Here is a 19,766-nt window from a genome sequence, read left to right as displayed (position 1 = left end):
AACGACTCGGTAAGAGCGGGCGAACGCCCGGTGGACGAATTCACCGGGTAAACGGCAAATCGCACCACTTTCTTGAGGTCGTCGTGACGATTCAGTGAAACATATGACGAAAGGCGCCGGCGACTGTCGGCGGACCGTCAGGATGGCTGGCGCGACGGGCGCGCCGTGCGCCTGGCCCCCAACCGGCCGCCATCCGCTACAGCCGACGGCTCGGCCGCGGATCGGTGTCCGCGGGCGCCGCATCGGCGCGCGTGTCACGGTCGAGGTCGTCCTTCTGGCGCATCCGCTCACGCAGATGGCGGATCGCGAATACGTGGATGTAGTCGTGCACGCGCGCGCCCGACGACAGCGCGCGCACTTCGTCGTCGAGCATCGCACGCAGCTGATCCGCGCCGATCGCGCACCGTTCGGCGGCTTCCTTCAGTGAATCGAGCAAATTGTCCTTGGACATCGACGGACTCCTGGCGGTCGAGGAACGAAACGGATGACGGTACTGGAAGCTTAAGACTGGATGGACGCGCGGCGTACGATGCGCCGACGCGTGTTTGCGCGCGATCAACGGCACGTTGCGTGCCGCCGCGCCGATCCGTTTCCGGACCGGCCCCGCGAAGTTCGCGGGGGCACATGGCCTGCGAACGACACCGGAAACCCTGCCACGCCACCCCGGGGCGCGGCACTGGTGACGGACGGCAGGTGGAACGCCATGCGACGCCGGTGCAGACGCGAACTTAGACCGGCCGAAATCATGCGTCAAGCCGCGCCGCGCGCGTACCGTCCATTCGTCGAACGAACGCGCCGAATCGGCCGGTCGGCCGCCACGTGTGTCAGCGGATTCCGATACGTGTCGCGCCATTTCCTGACAACGACTTCAGCACGCACCGCTTGGCAGCGCGCCGCCGCCACACGATACTGATCACATGAACCAGGCGTTCATACCGGAACATCGCTCAGCCGGCCACCGAGCCGGCACGCGGGGTTCCGCGCAGGAGACCAACCATGGCACATCGCAACTTACCGGGCCGGGACGGCCAGCGGCGCACGTCGGGCAACGCGCGCGCCCTGCCCGACCGGGCCGCGTCGGCCGGCAACCGTCCGTCCGACGACCTCGACACCTTGCTCGCGCTCGCACGCGAGGCCGGATTGCTCGTCACGCTGGACGGACAGATCGGCCGCGAAAAGTATCAGAGCGTCGCGGGCTCGGTCCTCGCATTGCAGCGGTTCGCCGCGGCACTGTGTGCGCGAAACGCGGCCGACGCGCCGGCCGCATCGGAGCCGCGTCGCAAGGCGCGCCCGGGCTGGCCGCATGCGAATCGTTTGCGCAGCCGCACGTGCAGCGCATGCGCGCCGCTGCATGTCGTGCGTCCGCATGGGCGGGTACGACGCGGCGCGGGCCGCCGGCACGACCTGCGATCGATTCTTCGTACCCTCTGATCCGCGCACGTAACCGATGCACGGCACGGGGCCGTGCAATGGTTGCGCGCGCGTCACGACCCGGCCGCCACGCCGGCGTCGCGCCGTGCATCCGCCATGCTCGACGCGATCCGTATCGAGGTGACCGCGCGCGACAACGCGCCGCTCGACGCAGCCGCGTTTCAAACCATTCGTTCGGGGAAGTGAATTCGACGGGGCCACGCGGAAAGCGGACGGGGTGACTTCCACCCCGCCCGTCCTCCAAGGCAACCGTCGGTTGCCTACCCTCGTGCCAGAGAGTTCCCGGTCGGATGACGCGCCGGACAAATACGTGGCGCGACTCCTGAAACGATGTGACATGTGACGGCGGCGCGTGCGACCGTGATCGCCACTCGCATGCAGGCGCGGCAGAGCGACCGCGGCGCCGGATGTTCCATCACTGTCTCACGCGATATGCGCGGCGTTTCTGATGCAAGTCAATCCAGAACCGCTTCCACCGCCACGATGCGCGACTCAGTCCGCGCCGCGCACCAGCAGCACGGGCACTTCCGCGAGATGCGCGACCCGCCGCGCGACGCTGCCGATCAGCCACGCGGCGATGCCGCGACGGCCATGCGTGCCGACCACCAGCAGCTCCGCCCGCCAGTGCACGGCATCGCGCATCAGCGCATGGGCCACGTCGTCGCTGGTCGGACGCGTTTCGACGATGGCGCGCTTGGTTGGATTGCCCGTCGCATGGAACAGCGGGCCGACCTTCGCGAGCGCATCCTCGCCCTCCGCGCGGTACGCATCCTCGAGCGCGCGTACCGGCACGACATCCGTCAGACGAACCGCGCGATCGATCACGTACGCCGCATACAGCAACGTCGTCGGCGCCGCGAAGCCGAGGCCGACGCGCACCGCGTGCCGCGACGGCTCGCTGCCGTCGACCGCGAACATCAGCCGCTGCAGCGTGCCGTCCGAAGGCCGTCCATAGGTGCCCGGCACGATCAGCAGCGCGCAGCGCGCGCGTTTCGTCAGCATGTCCGACATCGCGCCTTCGACGAGCCGCAACAGCCCGTGATGCGGATTCGCGCCGATCACCAGCACGTCCGCATGCCACGTCGACGTATCGTTCACCAGCGCGTCCGCTACCGAGCCGCCCGTGACCGACGTATCGATGACCGCCAGTTCGACTTCGATGTCGCTGTCGTCGAACAGCGCCGCGATCCGCTCGCCGGTAGCCTGCGCTTCGCGCATCATGTCCTCGCGCGCGGAGGTGAGTAGCGCGTCGATGCGCGGAATGTCGGGCAGCACGAGACGCGGATTGTCGACCGCGCAAATGATGCGCAATCGCATGCCGGGACGCAGCAGCGTGCGCACGTAACGCGCGGCGGTCAACGATTCGGGCGTCGAATCGACGGCCAGTGCGATCCGCGCGAGCGTCGGGATGGGCTGGGCAGGCTGCATGGCGAAGGCCTCCGTGCGTGCACGTCGTCGCTGAACGACGACGGGCGCTTCGCGCGGTAGCGGCACGCGGCGGCCGGACTGCCGCCGCGGTCGCGGGGACCGGCGCGGTGCCACGCGAAGCGCGGACAAGCAATGCGTTCGTTCAGCATAGGCCGTCCGGCCCGCGCGTGCATGATCGCGATCAATGATCGCGAACGGTCGCGCGGCATCCTCCCCGCGCGGCTTACGACTTCGTCGGCATCGACTCGGCCGGACGGTTCGCATGCAACAGCGCGTACGCGATGCCGAGCAGCGCGATCCACACCGGCCCGATCACGAGCGCGACGCGCGTGTCGGGCGTGAGCGCCATCAGCACGACGACCAGCGCGAGAAAGCCGAGCGCGACGAACGAACCGAGCGGATAGAACGGCACGCGGATCGGCAGGCGCGCGACCCTGTCGGCCGACAGCGTGCGACGAAAACGCATCTGCGCGATCAGGATCACGCACCACGTCCATATCGCGCCGAACGTCGACACCGACGTGAGCCACGTGAACACGTGCTGCGGCGCGAGATAGTTGAGCAACACGCCGATCAGCAGCAGCGCGACCGACACGGCCACGCCGTACACGGGCACGCCGCTGCGGTTCACGCGACCGAGGGCGGTCGGCGCCTGGCCCTGCTGCGCGAGGTTATAGAGCATCCGCGCGGTGCTGAACAGGCCGCTGTTGCACGACGACAGCGCCGCGGTCAGCACGACGAAGTTGATGATGCCGGCGGCGGCGGGAATGCCGAGCCGCGAGAACGTCATCACGAACGGGCTGCCCTGCGTGCCGATCTGGTCCCATGGATAGAGCGACATGATCACGAACAGCGCGCCGATGTAGAAAATCAGCACGCGCCAGAACACCGAATTCACGGCTTTCGTCAGCGACTTCTCCGGGTTGCGCGCCTCGCCGGCCGTGAGGCCGAGCATCTCCACGCCGAGATACGCGAACATCACGATCGGCAGCGCGGCGATCACGCCATGGATTCCATTCGGCATGAATCCGCCGTGCGACCACAGATTCGAGATGCCGGTCGCGATACCGCCGTTGCCGATGCCGAACGCGATCATCAAGCCGCCGCCGATGATCATCAGCACGATCGTGACGATCTTGATCAGCGCGAACCAGAATTCGAATTCACCATACAGTTTGACCGCGATGAAGTTCACCGAGCCCATCGCCAGCAACGCCGCGAGCGCCCAGATCCAGTTCGGCACGCCCGGGACCCACATGTGCATGTAGACGCCGACCGCCGTGATTTCCGCCATGCAGGTGACGATCCACACGAACCAGTAGGTCCAGCCGGTCAGGTAACCGGCGAACGGGCCGAGGTAGTCGCGCGCATAGCGGCTGAAGGCGCCGGCGACCGGGTTGGTGATCGCCATTTCGCCGAGCGCGCGCATGATCAGGAAGATCGCGAGGCCGCCGAGCAGATAGGTCAGCAGGATGGCCGGGCCGGCCGTGCGGATCGCGGTGGCCGAGCCGAGGAACAGGCCGACGCCGATCGTCGCACCGAGCGCCATCAGGTTGATGTGCCGTTCTTCCAGCCCGCGGTGCAACTGGTCTTCTGGTTGTTTCAAATTCGTCTCCTGGCAGCCACGAGGGGCGCCGTCATTGTGTCGATGGCAATGCGCGCCCGGTCATGCCGATTTTTGAGCCGAAAACGAAATAATCCCTGGTGTCGATTTCTGAATGAGAAACGACGTGGACGCCGTGTCAATTCGGTTGGAATTGCTGCGGATTATCCGAATTTGCCAGAGCAATCTGGAAATACGGATAGCCTTTCACGGAATACACCCTGGGTCGACCGCCTGACGCGGCTGTGCGCGTGACGAGCGGCAAACGGGGGGCATCGTTTTCGGCGCGAACGAACGCGCGTCGAATGTGCGCAATCTCGCGCACGGAATATGCAGGCGGGATTATAGGGAGGATCGGTAGTTTCACGCCAGGCGATTTTGAGAAAATCTATCTTCCTGCCTCGGTTGCTGTCGTATTTCGCCATGGCCAAATACAACGCAGATCAAGACGGTATCACGATCCCGCTCAAAACTGCGCCGTTACTTGAAATCCGACTGTCACGCGCGCGGTCGGAAGTCCGGACGGCTTGTACACCGGGGTTCCTGCGAACAGGTCGTAGCCATAGCCGCCGAAGCGCGTTGCTACACTGCCCTTCACGCCGATCATCGCCCCAGCCATCTGCGTACCGACCAGAGCAACCGGTTGCGGTCCCCACACACGGCCGTAATCCAATCCCGCGTAAATCGCCTGTCCGGTCTGTCCGATCGGCATCTGCAACTCATTGCGCCAGTAAAGTCCGCGTGCCGCCGCCAGCATCGTTTCGCCGTCGAACCCGCGAACGGTGTACCTGCTGCCAATCGTCAAATCGTCGATGTAGTACAGCGAGTTCCCGGTATATTGGCCGTGGATGCTCGTCACGTAGCGGAACGGCTGCTTCGCGATCGCGAACGGCACGGACAGGTTCGCATCGAGTACCGCCATCTTGAAGCGGTAAGTCGGACCGCCACCGGCAGCAAGAATGTCGTCGTGCGCACCCAAGCCTCCGACGCCCTGTCGGTATGCCAGCGTGCCGTCGAACTGCGCCCCGTCGAAGTAGTGACGGTCGGTCAGGCCCAATTCCGTGAACGTGTTGTTGCGCCGCTGCTGCGGGATTTCCGTATCTTCGATGAAGCTCTGGCCGAAGCGCCTGGACAAGCGGACGTAGCCACCGAAAACATCGTTCTGGCTACGCGCCAGCACTCGGGCAAGCTTGAAATCGATCGTCTTTGAATTGCCGCTTGCAACGAACGTTTGATTCACGCCGGCGATTTGCTGATAGTACGTGTTCGTGTAGGCCGACAACGTCGCGGTCCAATAGCCCCATGGGATCGAATAGAAACCGTTCCAGCCGTGCGAACCAAGGCGCTTGTCGCCAAGTTCAAGGTCTTGGCTCACGCCGACGTTGAAGATGTCGTTCAGGCCGAGTGGGTTGTCGATGCCGATAGACAGGTTGCCCTGTAGCTTGCCGGTCGCGCGCGTGCCCGAGTTGTCGATCGATGCGACGACGGTCCACGGCTTGCCACGCTTCACGTCGAGCACGACATCGCTTTCTCCCGGCACGTCGGCCGGAACGATCTGCATCGACACGTCTTGACTCGTAACGCGCTTCATCTGCTCCAGACCCTGTTCAAGGTCGCGCAAGTTCAACAGTTCGCCGTCGCGTGTTGGGAACGCGGTTTTCCACGTGCCACGCAATTTTTCATCAGCGAAACGCCCGCGTCGAATCACGCCGGGAATGAGCGAGACGTTCAATGTGCCCGTCGACAGGTCCTGTTCGGGCAGCAGCACGCGTGTCGTGATGTACCCGCGCGAAAGAATGTCTTGCGACAATGCTTTGACGAGAACGTCCAGCCCTTGTTTGCCGACACATTGGCCCGTGTAGTGTTCGAGCCATTCGCGCGCGAATGCGAAACGATCCATCGGCAACGCGGATGCGCCCTGAGTTTTCAAGCCATCCGGCAGCGAATCGGGAACATCGAGCGTGAAGCGGTCAATGCGGAAGCACGGTGTTTCGGCCGGAAGCGCTGGATAGCCTGCACTCGCTGCGACGCTCGAGCGAACGGCTGGCGCGGAAACGGTTCGTTCCCGCTCGCGGGCCTCTTCCTGCTGGCGTGCCTGTTGGTCGTTGCCAACCAGCGGAACCGAGTGCGCCATCGTACAGGTTGAAGCAAATAGCAACGACCCCGCGACAAGGCTACCCCCTCGGATTTGCTTCATTTATTTGATTCTCTCGATTACGCGTACCGCGTGACCATCCAGACCCCGATCAGGATGACGACAGCGCCGACGACCTGCATCGGCCGCAACAGGTGTTCGTGCAAAGCCGTGAACGACAACACCACGAGCATGGAAATCGCCACCATCGCCGGATACGCCACGCTTAGCGTTGTTTTGCGCAGCGCGAGTGCGTAAAGGAGGAAGCCGACACCGTAGGCACCTATGGCCGCCCCGCGAGCGATCCATGGCAACATGCTCGACTCACCAAGTGCGATGCCCTTGAGCGCCGCAACTCGGAGCAAGATGCTCGCGAGACCGCCGAAAAAGCCACTTGCGACGACGATCATCCAGTTCACCGCGCGGCCTCCGTCACGACTGTCACATCCGGCCGGGGCGTGGTGTTAGTACGGATGTCATCGGATGCACCCGTATTCCCGTCAAAAATCATATTGAACCGATTTGCGCCATGGAGCGCGATCAGCACGATGGCGGGAAAGACGACCGAAAAGTTTCGCGCCTCATCGCGGTAGCCGAAAAAGAAGAACAACACCAATACCGGCAGGAATGCCGCAAAAAAATAGATACGGTATCGATGTGGCGTCGCGCGCCACGCCGAGCCGAAGAACACCGCAAGCGGTACAAGCATCAGCGGATTTTCGAGACTTGGCGTAAAGATGCCTTTACCGATCAGGTTGTAGAACGACAGGTAAGACAAGGGATTAAGCCAGAATTTCAGGTTATCCCATACGTGAAATTCGACGAAACCACCAGCATTCGCGTCGTAGCCGCTCATGATGAAATGGCGAGTGCCCACGCAGATCACAAGTTGCAACACCAGCCAACCAACTCGTTTCGGTACCGGAACGTCGCGCTCGTGCAGGAAAAATAGCGCAAGCGGAACAAGGAAGAACGTTTCCTTGTTCAGGGAGAAGATGGAAACCATCAACGTGCATGCCAGCATCCGCTTCTTCAGCAGGAAATAGCACGCACCGAGTACGCCGAGGAGTTCGAAGAAGTCGTAGTAATAGCCGCCCTGCTGAAACGTGAGCGGATAGACGAAGCCGAACGCCGCCAGAAAGCCAACGGATTGCCCGAAGTTCAGGCCGTGTAGCCTGGCTAGCCTGTAGACCAGCAACAGCGCGAACAGCGTCGACAACACGATCGCGATGTACGTCAGGTGGTAGACGAGTGCCACGATCGGTGTCCAATATTGGTCCGGCACACTCGTGAAATAGGCGTTGCGCAGCGAATCATGCCGTTTGATCGATTTGAAAAGCTTTTCCTGCTTTTCCTGGCCAAGCCGCTCGACTACCCATTTTGCGGCTCGCGGGAACGACGAGCGATAGACATACGGCTTCGGTGCCTCGCCGTTCATCATGCCGACGAGGCTGTAGCTGGTTGCAAAATCCCCTTTCTGGTCGTCACGAAAGCCCCACTTCAGCAACATGCTGTTGGTGATGTTTCCGGCGCATACAAACAACAGCACATAGACGATGGCGAAGCGGCAGAACGCCAGCACGCGGTTTCGGTTTTTTTCTGTCATAGGAACTGTGCCGCTCACGGAGCTGGCAAGAAGTGAGCGGCCAGCACGATCGCCACCATGACGCAAAGCATGCTGAAGCTACCGCGATTCTCGAGAATATGGACTATCGGATCGTCGTGCATCGCGCCACGCACCGTTGCGATCCATAGACGACCGAACAGGTAGATCAATCCGATCTGCACGAACCAGAGAAGATGCGGAATTGTGTAACGATCTACCGTTTCCGGGGCGTTGATGAACAGACCGAATACGACCACCGCAGCGAGGGAAGCACCGATGCCAAACGGCCAAAGGACTTCGAGGTCGCTCACTCGATAATCCCGACCTGCCGTCGCGCTTTTGTCACTCTGGCGCAAGAACACCAATTCGGAGCAACGTTTCACGAGTGCGAGGCTGAGAAAAGCAAACACGGAGAACGCAAGAAGCCATCGACTCACCATGATTTCCGCTGCAACTGCTCCTGCGACGATTCGGTACGTGTACAGCAATGACAGAACGACCACATCGAGTAGTACGACCGACTTCAAGCGCCAACTGTACGCGGTCGTCAGGAACAGATAGAGCGCGAACATGCCGGTGAATTCGGCCGACACCGCCAACGCCAATGCAAACGCCAATGTCAGCAGTACCGCTGCGCATGCAATGCCTTGACTGATCGACAACACTGCGCTCGCAAAGGGACGATCACGCTTTCGTGGATGTCTGCGATCACTGTCCAGATCCCAAAGATCGTTGCCGATGTAGGTTGCCGACGCGCCAAGCGACATTGACAAGAACGCCAGTGCAAGCACGCCGACTTTGTCGACGTCAAGAAATGCAAAGGCTGTCAGCAGCGGGACGAACAGCAGCAGGTTCTTTAGCCATTGGTGGACACGCAGGGCCCTGCACCACGTCAAGAACGTTGGACGCACATTCGTGAACTCGTGTTCGATGGGGACGTGGCCGCGGACATCTGCGGCGACATCAGAGGAAACGCCAGCAAGTACGGCACCTCTCGCGCCCGCCCAAACCGGCAAGTCAGCTTTGCTGTCGCCCGCATACACGAAGTCGTCGCCGATCTGCTCGCGAATGCAGGCCAGTTTCGCCTCCCCCTTGACATTCGTGTCGCCACTGGTAGCGATGACACGATCGAACAGGCCAAGATGCGTGCTCACACGCTCAGCGATCGAACAATGTGCGGCAGTTGCGAGGACGATTTTTCGACCGTTCTCGCGTTCACGGGTGAGGTAGTCGATTAGCGGTTCGCGGTACGGAAGCGTTTCCGCTCGCAAATCGGCATGCTCCGCGACCTTGGCCTTGAAGGCGGCGCGACCGCCCGCGAGCCAGAAAGGCAGGCGCAGTAGGTTTGCTGGCTTTCGCTTGACGACACGGATCACGGATTCCATCAAGGTATCCGAAACCGTCAACGTGCCGTCCAGATCAACGACGAGCGGAAGTTTTTTGGTCTCTCGCATTCTTTATGGATTGACCTTAATAGATCGGACCATCTGTTTAATAATCTTGATTTTATCTACCATTCCTCGAACCCATATTCAGATGGAATTTTACAATCGTCACCTGAAAATTTTTACCGACCGAAGCGTGGATCTCCGTAAGACTTTTTGCCATCAAACATCAAGCTATCAAATAAATTCGATAGATCCTGAAGCGCAAGACCGGCATGAATCAATCCTGCCTTTTCTGACAACTTGTCTCCTTTTATGGCCTAATCATATCGGTCGACGGCACCCCAAGTCGCGCCACTTATGCTGTCGATATCTATGCTCGCCACGTCGTGGCGGTGCGGATGATACGCTGAAATTTCCCTCGATCGATAAATACGTCGAAGACACTTACGGGCTTGCCATCCATGCCATAGATGAGGCGTGCTTTTGATCCAGACTCCACGAGAAATACGTTATGTCCCTCATCTAACAGGCTGCGAGCAGACACTAAGTGAGTGTAATCACTGCTTTCGGCATCTGAATCTGCTGACGGAAACGCGCGTTCATATAAGACAGAATAAGCCTCAGCGATCGGCGCATTAAAAATATAATCATCTTCGACAGATTTTCCCAGGCAAGGCAATTTCGACAGCAGATGAAGGTCAACGCCAAGGGTTGAATTTTGCGAGCAAATTAATGTTTTTCCAATAAAAAATGCGAAGCATCCGTTTTCAAAATCTGGCGTTGACCACGAATCAACACGATCAAACCAGATTGCAAAACAGTTCGGATCACCAAAAATCATAGTCACTTCCCCTTAAACCCAAGTTCACGTCGCACTTCGATTGGAATCTTCGATACATTCAATTTTGCCTGAGCGTCACCGGTCGATCCCGTCCAATGAAATATCCCATTGCGATCCTCAGTAAACCGATGAATATTTCCGTTTGAATCAATAGCATAGCGGTCGTCTCCATCGCCCGGAACCGATGAGTTGAAAAGATCTAGAGAATTGCGAGGCTCTGTTCCGGCGTTCCAATTATTTCCCGGTGCCCCCGGTGTATGTTTTGGATTCGATTTTACCTGCAAACCATTGTCAGCAGTCACCGGTTTGGGAATTGGCAGGCGATTGTCTCCCTCGCCTTTCGATGCAATCCATGTATCAACCAACCCTGCAACGTCAGTTGGAAGAATTCCCGCAATCGCATCGAGTATCGCCTTACCAGCCGCCACCGGATTAATCAACGGACCGGTTTTCGCGGTCGGATCAAGCTCGGTCCGGTTATCGACAATACCACTGTCGTCTTTCCCGCGCGGCGACCCAAAGTATCCGCCCAATGGTGGCAGCGGCCCTGTTGGGGCAATCGAAAATTGATTGTTTTCGCCCTCAATTTTGGCGGCCCCCGCCGCCGTCGCGATATCCTGACCCGATATCGCTGCAACCCCGGCAACCAAGCTCGACACGAGGTTGTCGCGAGCTTCACGCTCCTCTGAAGACATATTGGTCGTCGGAGCCATCAAGCTTCCGATCACAGAGCTTGCTGCAGCCCCCATCGCGCCAGCGCCGCACGCTTGACCGCCGGCCGCCCCGCCAGCACATCCCACGATCGCATGAAGTGCTGCGCGCGCCTCGTCACTACCAAGGCCATCGGCGATTTGCTTGACTTGATTCGCACCCAACTGTTGCACGTATGCAATCGTCGCATTTTGCGCGAGTTGACCCATACCTCCCGTTACGTTGCTACCGGCCGCAACCGTAAGCGCGGTCAACACCTGACGATACGTGCCGCTCGGTCCCCACTCTGCGGCCAACTGATCGGCACGTTGTTGGGCCGCTGCTCGCTGCTCCGGCGTGAGATTTGGATCTTTTGCCGCCGCTTTTGCCGCATCCGCTTCCTTTGCCCGGTTGGCCACGAAGGTGCCAGCTTGATTCACAAACTGGCTCGTGATGTCGAAGCCAGCCTGAATCTTGTCCTTGTCGAAGATTGGCGCGAGTGCGCCACCCGCGTTCGATGTATCTCGATTGACGCTGGCGGCCGTTTCGTCAGCGGTTTTGCCCGTTATCTGCTGTTGCTTGACGTTATCGGTGATCTTGAGCGAGCCGCCGCTGATCCCGCTACGTGTGACCGAACTCGCATCATCTGACGCACCGAGCACGACAGGGGACGCGACTGCTAATCCGCTGCCGGTCTTCGGCAAGTCGGTTCCTGCCACCGGATTCACGTTATCGGCCGTGCCTTTCTGGTTCTTACCGATGCCACCGCCGTAACCGCCCGACATTCCGACCGACGACGCGTCGTAGGACGCATGGTTCCGGATATCGCTCGTCGTCAGCGTGGCCGTTGTCAGGCTGTTCACACCGTTCTGTACAGCCTTGTCGTTACTCGCGATCAAGCCGCCTTTCAGGTCCGTATTGCCTTTGACGTTGACTTGGAACCCACCGTTGCCAGCCTTGATGCCCGACTGTTCGGCAACCGCCGCGTAGTCGCTGTTCATCTTTTGCTGACTGATGTTGCCCGATACACTCGACGGTCCGGCACACAACGGCGGAACGCACACGCTAACCGACACCCCTGCGCCTTGCTGCTTCGAATTGTAATGGTCGGTGTCCTGCAAGCTCTCTATGTTCAGGTTGCCGCCTACGTCCGCGACGACTTGCTTGCCGGACGCGACTGCCCCCTTGATGTTCGTATCGCCGCCGGATTGAATCGTGAGCGTGTCGCCTGCCGCAACGTGCGTATTCGTCCAGGCGGTCGAATTACCATCGCTGTTTCCGCGATTCCCCGCGACGCCGGCCGTAAATGCGATGCCGGTCTGCTTGCCGCCACCGATCGATACCCCGACACCAAAACTACCACCGCTATTCTTCAACGATTGGCTGCTGGTGCTTTCAGGCGCTTGCAGATTCACATTGCCGTCAGCGGCGAGCTTGACGTTCCCTCCAGCCGAAATCGTGCTTCCGATCACATCGACGGTGCTATCCGCACCAGCGCCGGTTGCCTTCACTGATACGTTTCGGCCGGCCGATACCGTACTACCGACTGCCGTACTAGCTTGCGATTGCGATTGATTGTCGCTCTTGCTCGCGCCTACGGAAATATTAACGCCGACTGTTTTTCCGAGCGCAGCGGGACCGCCGCCACCCGTTGCATAATAGGCGTTCTTCGCAGCGAGGCCAGTCGTTGCTGCTGCAAGCGCGGTCAAACGCGCATCGCCCGTGGTCTTGCCGGCTGCATCAACCATCTGCCTGCTGGTCTGCGCCAATGCGATGACGGGACTTGTCACGCCGACCGTCACGCCGGCCTGTCGGTATTGCTGCTGCTTCGCCTCGCTCATCGTGTCGTAAGCCGAGTCGATCTTCACAGACTTACCTTCGAGCGACACGTCGTTACCTGCGTGCAATGTGCTACCGGTCGCGTGCAGATCGTTCCCGGCGGCCACATTCAGATTACCGTTCAGCGAACCGACCATGCTTCCGGTATTCGACACTTCGGTGGAATACCGCTGATCCGTCATCGAGCGCGTACCGATCGACACGGACATGCCTCCATTCGACATGAGACCCGATTGTTTTTTCTCGAAGCTGTTGGCCGACTTCACCGTGTCGTGCGAGGTCGTGATACGGACGTCACGCGCCGCCTTCAGATCGACATCACTGGTGCCGACTACATTGCTGCCCTGAACTGTAATGTCCTTGCCTGATTGAATCCTCACGGTGTCGCCCGAAACCGTGCTTGCGACACCGATATTCGCTTGCGTGTCGTGCGATTCCCTGGTGGTCGAACCCGACACGAAACTGCCGCGCTTCGTCTGGACCTTCCTATAGCTGTCGTGTTCCTCGCGGCCTTCGTTGATCGTCACGTTACCGCTGCCGGTAATCGTGACACCGCCCGGCGCCGCGCTGTCGGCGCCCGAGGTAACCGACGACCCCGTCAGCGTGACATTACCTTTCGTCTCATCAGCAACGTTGACAGCCGACAGTGCTGCATTGCGACCAGCCGAAAAGGTCGTGCCTACAGCGGTTTCGTCGTAGGCATGATCGATTTCCTTGCGTGCGCGCCCGTCGGTCGCGACGTTATCGATTTTGGCGGTATCAGTGACCGTCGTCGCGGTGAGGTTGCCGCCAGCCATCACTGACAAATCTTTGCCGGCTGAAACGGTCGCACCTTTGAGTACCGTATCGTTACCGCTCTGCATGACGAGATTGCCGTCTGCCTTAATGCCGCTCGCCACATTTTTCGTGGTGGATTCTTCCCAATGCCGCTGATCGTTCAATTGCATCGATTGGTTTGTGGTCGACTGAACCGTATCGACGTTGATGTTACGGCCGGCCAATGCCATCGCATCGCCGCCAGCCGACAGATTTGCACCATGCAGCGTCAGGTCGCGACCAGCCTGAACGGCAAGACCACCCGTTGCCGCGATCGTGCCTTGCTGGCCGCTCAGACTCGTGCTGACCTTGCTCGCACCCGACGTGCCGGTTGCGCCAACCGTATCGACCAACGTCGTGTTGACGATATCGCGGCCCGCCAGCACGGCAATCCGATTGCCGGTAATCTGGCCTGACGCATTCACCACATCATTGCTTGCCGACACGACCGTTGTACCGTTCGTGCCTCTGCTCGAAATCGTACCGCCACGATTCAAAATGTCCGTCGCCGTCAGCACGGTTTTCGTGCCGCCCTTGATCACGCCGGAATTCGTCGCGCTACCCGTCGCATGAATTTCCACATCGTCCGCCGCGATCAACGCGCCAGTCGGTTGCAGATCGTTCGCATGCGTCTGCGCCATGTAGACGACAGGCGCCAGCACGTGCGTCGTGCTGCCGTTCGGCAACGTTACCGTCTGATCGACCAGCCATACGATATCGCTCGTCAGCGCGTCCATCTGCGCGGCCGTCAGCGCCATCCCCGGCACCAGGCCGAACTCTTTTGCGTAGTTCGCCCCGTTCGTCATCAGCGCGCGATATTCATCCTCGGCACTCGCGTAGCCCGGCAAGAACGTGCGGCCCGTCAGTTGCGTGATCTGATTGCGCACCATCTGCTGCTCGTACATCCCGTCACCCAGGCGCTTTTCGATGCTCGCCGGGTTCAGGTTCAACTGGCCGAGCATGTAGTCGCTCGAAATGAAGTTCGTATAGCTCGTCAGGCGCGGATCGGTCACGATCAGATACGGCTGGCCCGGGGCGTCGTGAATCGAATAAAGACCGCTTGTCGGCAACGTGATCGGCAGTGCGCCCGACGCATTCGCGACCGATTGCTGTGCGCCAACCGGTGTCGATGACCCGCCTGCGGCACCCACTGGCGTCAACTTGCCACCGGATACGCCCTCATTGGCCGAATTATTTCCAAGCGTAGCGCCAGTCGCGCCAGTCGAAGAATTCTGGGCTGCAACGTTCTGGTTGTTGACATCCCTCGCGTCGATGATTACCGACTGGTTGGCGATGATCGTGCCGCCTGTTCCACCAATGGCAACCGGCGCATACACCTTCGGAGGCTGAACGATCGTGCCGCGATCCTGCGTCGTATCCTCGTTCCACGCGTACATCGACACGATGTTGTCGGTCTGATACTGATACAGCGTCCGCCCGACGTTGTTCACGACGGTGCCACTGTAGCTGCCTGAACCTGCACTGCCGGACACATCCGCATCGCCGATCTTGATCGAGCCGCCCGCCGCGATCGAGCTGTATTCGTTGTTGATCGTGCCGACGTTCTTCATCACGATGTTGTTGCCAGCAACAAGTTGCGCCTGTTGCGCCTGGCTCTTCACCTTGTCCTGCTGAACCGTGGTCGTCGTGTCTCGCCAGATTTCGACACGCTGATAACCGTTGTGGCCGTCGCTGCGTGTCGTGTATTCCGTATCCGGAACGTAGTTGACGTGCGGATCGTACGCATCCCAATAGTTGACCGTAACCGTACCGTCCGCGTTGGTCGTCAGCGTGTTGTAGTAAATCGTCTGCTGCTTGCCGTTCACGTTCACGACCAACACCTTGTCAGTCGCGCTCGGTCCGGACGTTTCCGATACAACCTGCGAAGGGCTATAGGTTGACGTGAGCGGCGTCTTATAGCCGTTGACCCACATTGCCTGCGAGCACCCGCCGTTCGGGTCCGCGTTCATCGTCGCGCAAACGATGTATTTCTGACGCTTGGTTTCGTGCTTGCTCGCCGTGCTCGTGGTTTCGGTGGTCACCTCCGGAGCCGGACGCGTGTTCGTGAACGTGCCAGCCGCAAGTTCGATACTGCCTTGCGCTTCCATCGCGGACTGATCGTTCAAGACATTTTGCGTACGGTTCGCGAGCAACCCGTTCGCGTCACGCTGACCGTTGGCGGCGATATTGATGTCGCCAATACTGAAGACGTTCGCGCCGCCCGTGTTCGACAACTGGTTGGACGCGTACAAATTCACCCGTTCGGCTGCGGCGATCACCGCCGCTGCACCGGTATTGTTGATCGTGCTCGCATTGGCGGTGACTTCGCGGCCGATGATCGTCGCGGCGTTGTTCAGCGTCGCGCTGTTGGTGGTGACCGTATCGCCTTCAATGCGACCTGCATTATCGATCGTGCCGCCGTCCGCGTTGACCGTCGTCGTGCTGGAATTCAGATCAGCGCCTGCTTGGTTCTCCACGTTCGCGGCATTCACCGTCAGCGCGCCGTTGGCGTCCAGCACGCCCTGGTTCGTCAGCTTACCCGACGTGGAAAACGTGAGGTCGCCGTTGGCATGCAACTTGTTCGCCGTGGTCTGCGTGTAGTCGCTCGCGAGCGTCACCGCACCGTTTCGGCCCGCTACGATCGACCCGTCGCCGCTCAACGCGCTTGCGGACAACGTCAGGTCCTGATCGCTGCCGATAACGCCGTTCTGGTTGGCAAACGTGCCGGCCTGGATTGAAATACCGCCGCCGCTGCCTGCGTCGTTACCAATTTTGCCGGACGTGTTGTCGATCGATGCGGTGTTCAGTGACAGCACGCCGTTTGAACGAATCGATCCGGCCCGATTCGACAGCGCTGCATTTACCGCGCTCAGCTTGAGGTTGTTCGCGGCTGACAGCACACCGCTCGTATTATCTACGTTGCTTGCAACGTTCAGCGTCAGATCGTGCCCGGACAGCGTCTGACCACCTTGAGCGTTCGTCAAGGTTTGCGCGGTCAGCGTAACATCGCCGTTTCCGCCGATCGTACCCGCACCCGCTTTGCCGGACGCGTTCGTGTTCGTGATCGACGCGCCGCCGTCGATCGTCGTTGCACCGCTGCCGATATTCGCGATACGTCCGTCGCTGTTGTCGACGTTGCTTCCCGACAGCGCGAGCGTCGAATTCGTGCCGTTCGCTTCGATTTGCCCTGCAGTGTTGTTGACCGCGCCTTGTGCTCGCAGCGACAGATTCCCGTTCGCCTGAACAAGACCGGCTGCATTCGCCATCGTACCGTTCGACTGCACCGAAAGCGCTTGCCCTGCTAGAAGTGAGCCGCCGGAATTATCGACACTGCGTGCCGACACCGAGACGTCCCCGTTGCCGCCAATGGTGCCGCCCGCCGTATTCGTCAGCGCGTTCGCCGTCGTGACCGACAACGCGCTCGTGCCCACGTTTTTAAGCGAGCCTCCGTCGTTAGCGACACTGTCGGCCGTCACTGAAACGCCATTGTTCGCTTCGAGCGTGCCCGCACGGTTATCGACAGTGCCCTGGGCCTTCAACGTAATGCTGTCCGCACCGACGTAGCCGCCCGCATGGTTATCGAGCGACTGCACATCGAGCGCCGCCTGTCGCTGCGCGGCCAGCGTACCTGCGCTATTCGATACGGCTGTCGCTTTCAGGCTCAACGCGCCATTGGTCGCGATCGCGCCACCTTGGTTCGACAATGCGCCAGTCGAAATCGACAGCGCACCGGTTCCGGCGTGAGTGATTTTCCCGTGGTCATTGATCAGCGTTGCGGGCGTCAGGTTCAGGTCGGTGCTGTTGGTCTGAACAACGCCGTTGCTCGAATTATCGAGTGTGTTCGAGACGGCGACATTCATTGCGCCAGTCCCTGTTTGTGTAATGGTACCGCCGCGGTTCGACAAATTCGTCGCCCCGAGCGACAACTGCGCTGCCTGTACCGAACCCGCATCGTTGCTCAGCGTCGCGGCATTCACGGTCGCGGATTGTCCGGCCGTAATGCTGCCCGAGCCGTTCGTCAACTGCGCACCCGCATTGATCACCGCGTTTTGTGCAGCCGACAACGTGCCGCTGCCGTTGTCGAGCGATTGCGTGCCGACGTTCAGATTCGTTTGTGCACTGACCGTGCCGTGGTTCACGACGCTGCCTGATTGAATCTCCACGCCGCCGTTACCACCGATGACACCGCCTTGTGCACCGAGTGCGGTCGTACCGGCCGCATTCGTCAGTTGCCCCTTCGTCGTAATGGACAGACCGTCCGAATTCAGCGACGTAACGCTGCCTGCACTATTGTCCAGCGAGTTCCCCGAAATGTTCATTCCGGCTGCGCTCTGAATCGTGCCCTGGTTGTTCGCGATTGCACCGCCGCGCACCTGCATCGCATTTTCGGAAACGAGCGTGCCGCCGTGATTCGCTATTGCGCCGTTCGACTGCACGTTCAGCGGACCTTTCGCCGATACCTTGCCACCCTGGTTCAAAATACTGCCCGCGGTCAACGTTGCATTGCCTTGGCTCGACAGCGTGCCGTGATCGTTGATCAACGCACCCGCTGCGTTCACATCGAGAGCGCCCTGCGCACTCGTTGTTGCATTCGAGAGGGTCAAGTCCCCGGCGCTTGCGTTCAGCGACACGTTACCGTTCGCGACCGTCTGGCTACCCGCGAGGCTCACGGCAGCACCTGAAATCGACGCGCTCCCGCCCGCGACGTTCTGCCCGCTCGCCGTCAATTTCCCGGCGCTCGACAAATTCAGATCGCCGCTTTTACCGACGGAACCATCGTTATTGACACCCGCGCCGAGCGTCCCGGTCGAATTGATGCTGCCCGCGCTGACCATCGTATTTTGCTGTGCAGCGAGCGTGCCGCTGTTCGACAACGTACCGGCTGCTGAAACGTTCGCGCTCTGTTGCGCATACGTCGCGCCGCTGTTTTGAACGCTGTTTGCGGCCGCCGTGAGATTGCCGCTTGCGGTCGTCTTGCCAGTCAGTACAAGCTGACCGTTCGATTGCAGCGTCAGGTCGCCCGCTTGTGCCGCGATCGTCCCGGCGTTCGCGACACCAACACCGAATTCGTTCGATACGAGAAAGACCCTGTTCGTGTACATACCGCCAAGTTGGCTCACGTCGATTGCGATCGCCGGTGCCGCACCGTCGCCAACGATTGGTGTCGCCGCCAGCGTGCTGTGGTTGACCTGGTTCGCACCCGCGACGACGTTCAGGTTCTTCGCGTAAATGGCTGCATTGGCCTGTACCGCGCGCGAAATCAAGTCGACCTGATCGACATTCGATACATTCAGTCCCGCACCCCCGACGGAAATCAGGCCGCGCGACACGTTGAAGCCACCGAGCGAGCCGTCGGCGCCGTAATACGGCGTGCCGGTGGTGAGAACGGCTCTCGACGTATTGATGAACCCGCCGCCGTCAACCTGAATACCGGCACTGTTCGACAGGATCACTTCGGCACGATTGCCCGCGACCTCGACGTACCCTCGCAGTTGCGACGGCGCATTGCTGTTGACCTGGTTGACGATGATCCGCGCAGACTGGCCCGCACCGAAGTTCGGGTTGCCGTTGATCATCCCCGCCTGCTGCGTGTTCACGATCGTCGGCGAGTTGTTCAGGATCGCGCCCGGTTTTTGTACATCGAACTGGTTGTACGTGTTCACCGACACGCCGGCGCCAGACGGTGCGGCAATATTCACTTGCGGTATGCCGTTCTGCGTCTGAATCACGTGCGTACTCGTGCCCGGAGTCGGCGCGATTTGCGCAAAGCTGAACAACGGCACACCGAACAATAATGCAGCCGCCATCGCGATCGGTTGCCAAACGATCCGCAACCCCGCCAAGCCCGACGGCGCGCTCACGCCTTTATTCCCGACCGCACGCGGTGAACTACCGTTTTCCTGAACGGCGATCATCACGCCGCGCACGCGATTGAATACAACCCGATAGCATTTCTTGTTCATTCTTCGTTGACGCGCACTGCGCCCCTA

Annotated in this window: 10 protein-coding genes; 1 reads left to right on the top strand and 9 read right to left on the bottom strand. The window is 60.2% G+C overall.

Features of this window, described 5'->3' with window-relative positions; all coding sequences use genetic code 11:
* Window positions 1-196: 196 nt before the first annotated feature.
* A complete protein-coding gene (locus CFB52_RS22170) occupies window positions 197-451 on the bottom strand; it encodes a DUF3562 domain-containing protein (protein ID WP_099317446.1) in 255 nt (84 codons plus the stop codon).
* A 545-nt stretch (window positions 452-996) separates the two neighbouring features.
* Here CFB52_RS22170 and CFB52_RS22165 point away from each other — a divergent pair.
* Window positions 997-1,431, top strand: coding sequence for a hypothetical protein (locus CFB52_RS22165; RefSeq protein WP_059639465.1), 435 nt, complete (start codon window positions 997-999; stop codon window positions 1,429-1,431).
* Between the two features lie 492 nt (window positions 1,432-1,923).
* On the opposite strand, the gene CFB52_RS22160 is transcribed toward CFB52_RS22165, so the two are convergent.
* The 8 genes from CFB52_RS22160 to CFB52_RS22120 all read right to left on the bottom strand — a co-directional run bounded on the left by CFB52_RS22160 (window position 1,924) and on the right by CFB52_RS22120 (window position 19,739).
* The gene (locus CFB52_RS22160; protein WP_099317445.1) at window positions 1,924-2,859 is read right to left on the bottom strand and encodes a universal stress protein; all 936 of its coding nucleotides are present in this window, start codon (window positions 2,857-2,859) and stop codon (window positions 1,924-1,926) included.
* A 223-nt stretch (window positions 2,860-3,082) separates the two neighbouring features.
* Window positions 3,083-4,465: an amino acid permease gene (locus CFB52_RS22155; protein WP_099317444.1), complete on the bottom strand. Its 1,383-nt coding sequence runs from the start codon at window positions 4,463-4,465 to the stop codon at window positions 3,083-3,085.
* Window positions 4,466-4,928: 463 nt separating this feature from the next.
* Window positions 4,929-6,596 carry a ShlB/FhaC/HecB family hemolysin secretion/activation protein gene (locus CFB52_RS22145; RefSeq protein ID WP_373680975.1) on the bottom strand — a complete coding sequence of 556 codons (1,668 nt, stop codon included), beginning with the start codon at window positions 6,594-6,596 and terminating at the stop codon, window positions 4,929-4,931.
* 80 nt (window positions 6,597-6,676) lie between these two features.
* A complete protein-coding gene (locus CFB52_RS22140) occupies window positions 6,677-7,006 on the bottom strand; it encodes a small multidrug resistance protein (protein WP_257220652.1) in 330 nt (109 codons plus the stop codon).
* Between the two features lie 5 nt (window positions 7,007-7,011).
* On the bottom strand, window positions 7,012-8,220 hold the full coding sequence (locus tag CFB52_RS22135; protein WP_306532420.1) for a hypothetical protein: 1,209 nt from the start codon (window positions 8,218-8,220) through the stop codon (window positions 7,012-7,014).
* Entirely contained in the window at window positions 8,217-9,656 is a 1,440-nt protein-coding gene (locus CFB52_RS22130; protein ID WP_099317440.1) for a UbiA family prenyltransferase, read from the bottom strand. Before CFB52_RS22130 ends, CFB52_RS22135 begins: the two co-directional genes overlap by 4 nt.
* Window positions 9,657-9,960: 304 nt before the next feature.
* The gene (locus CFB52_RS22125) at window positions 9,961-10,431 is read right to left on the bottom strand and encodes an immunity 42 family protein (RefSeq protein ID WP_099317439.1); all 471 of its coding nucleotides are present in this window, start codon (window positions 10,429-10,431) and stop codon (window positions 9,961-9,963) included.
* Window positions 10,432-10,433: 2 nt separating this feature from the next.
* The gene (locus CFB52_RS22120; RefSeq protein WP_099317438.1) at window positions 10,434-19,739 is read right to left on the bottom strand and encodes a hemagglutinin repeat-containing protein; all 9,306 of its coding nucleotides are present in this window, start codon (window positions 19,737-19,739) and stop codon (window positions 10,434-10,436) included.
* Window positions 19,740-19,766 lie beyond the last annotated feature (27 nt).

It is taken from the genome of Burkholderia sp. AU18528 (genome assembly GCF_002223215.2).
Classification (GTDB): domain Bacteria; phylum Pseudomonadota; class Gammaproteobacteria; order Burkholderiales; family Burkholderiaceae; genus Burkholderia; species Burkholderia semiarida.
This window is presented reverse-complemented; position numbering and strand designations above follow the sequence as displayed.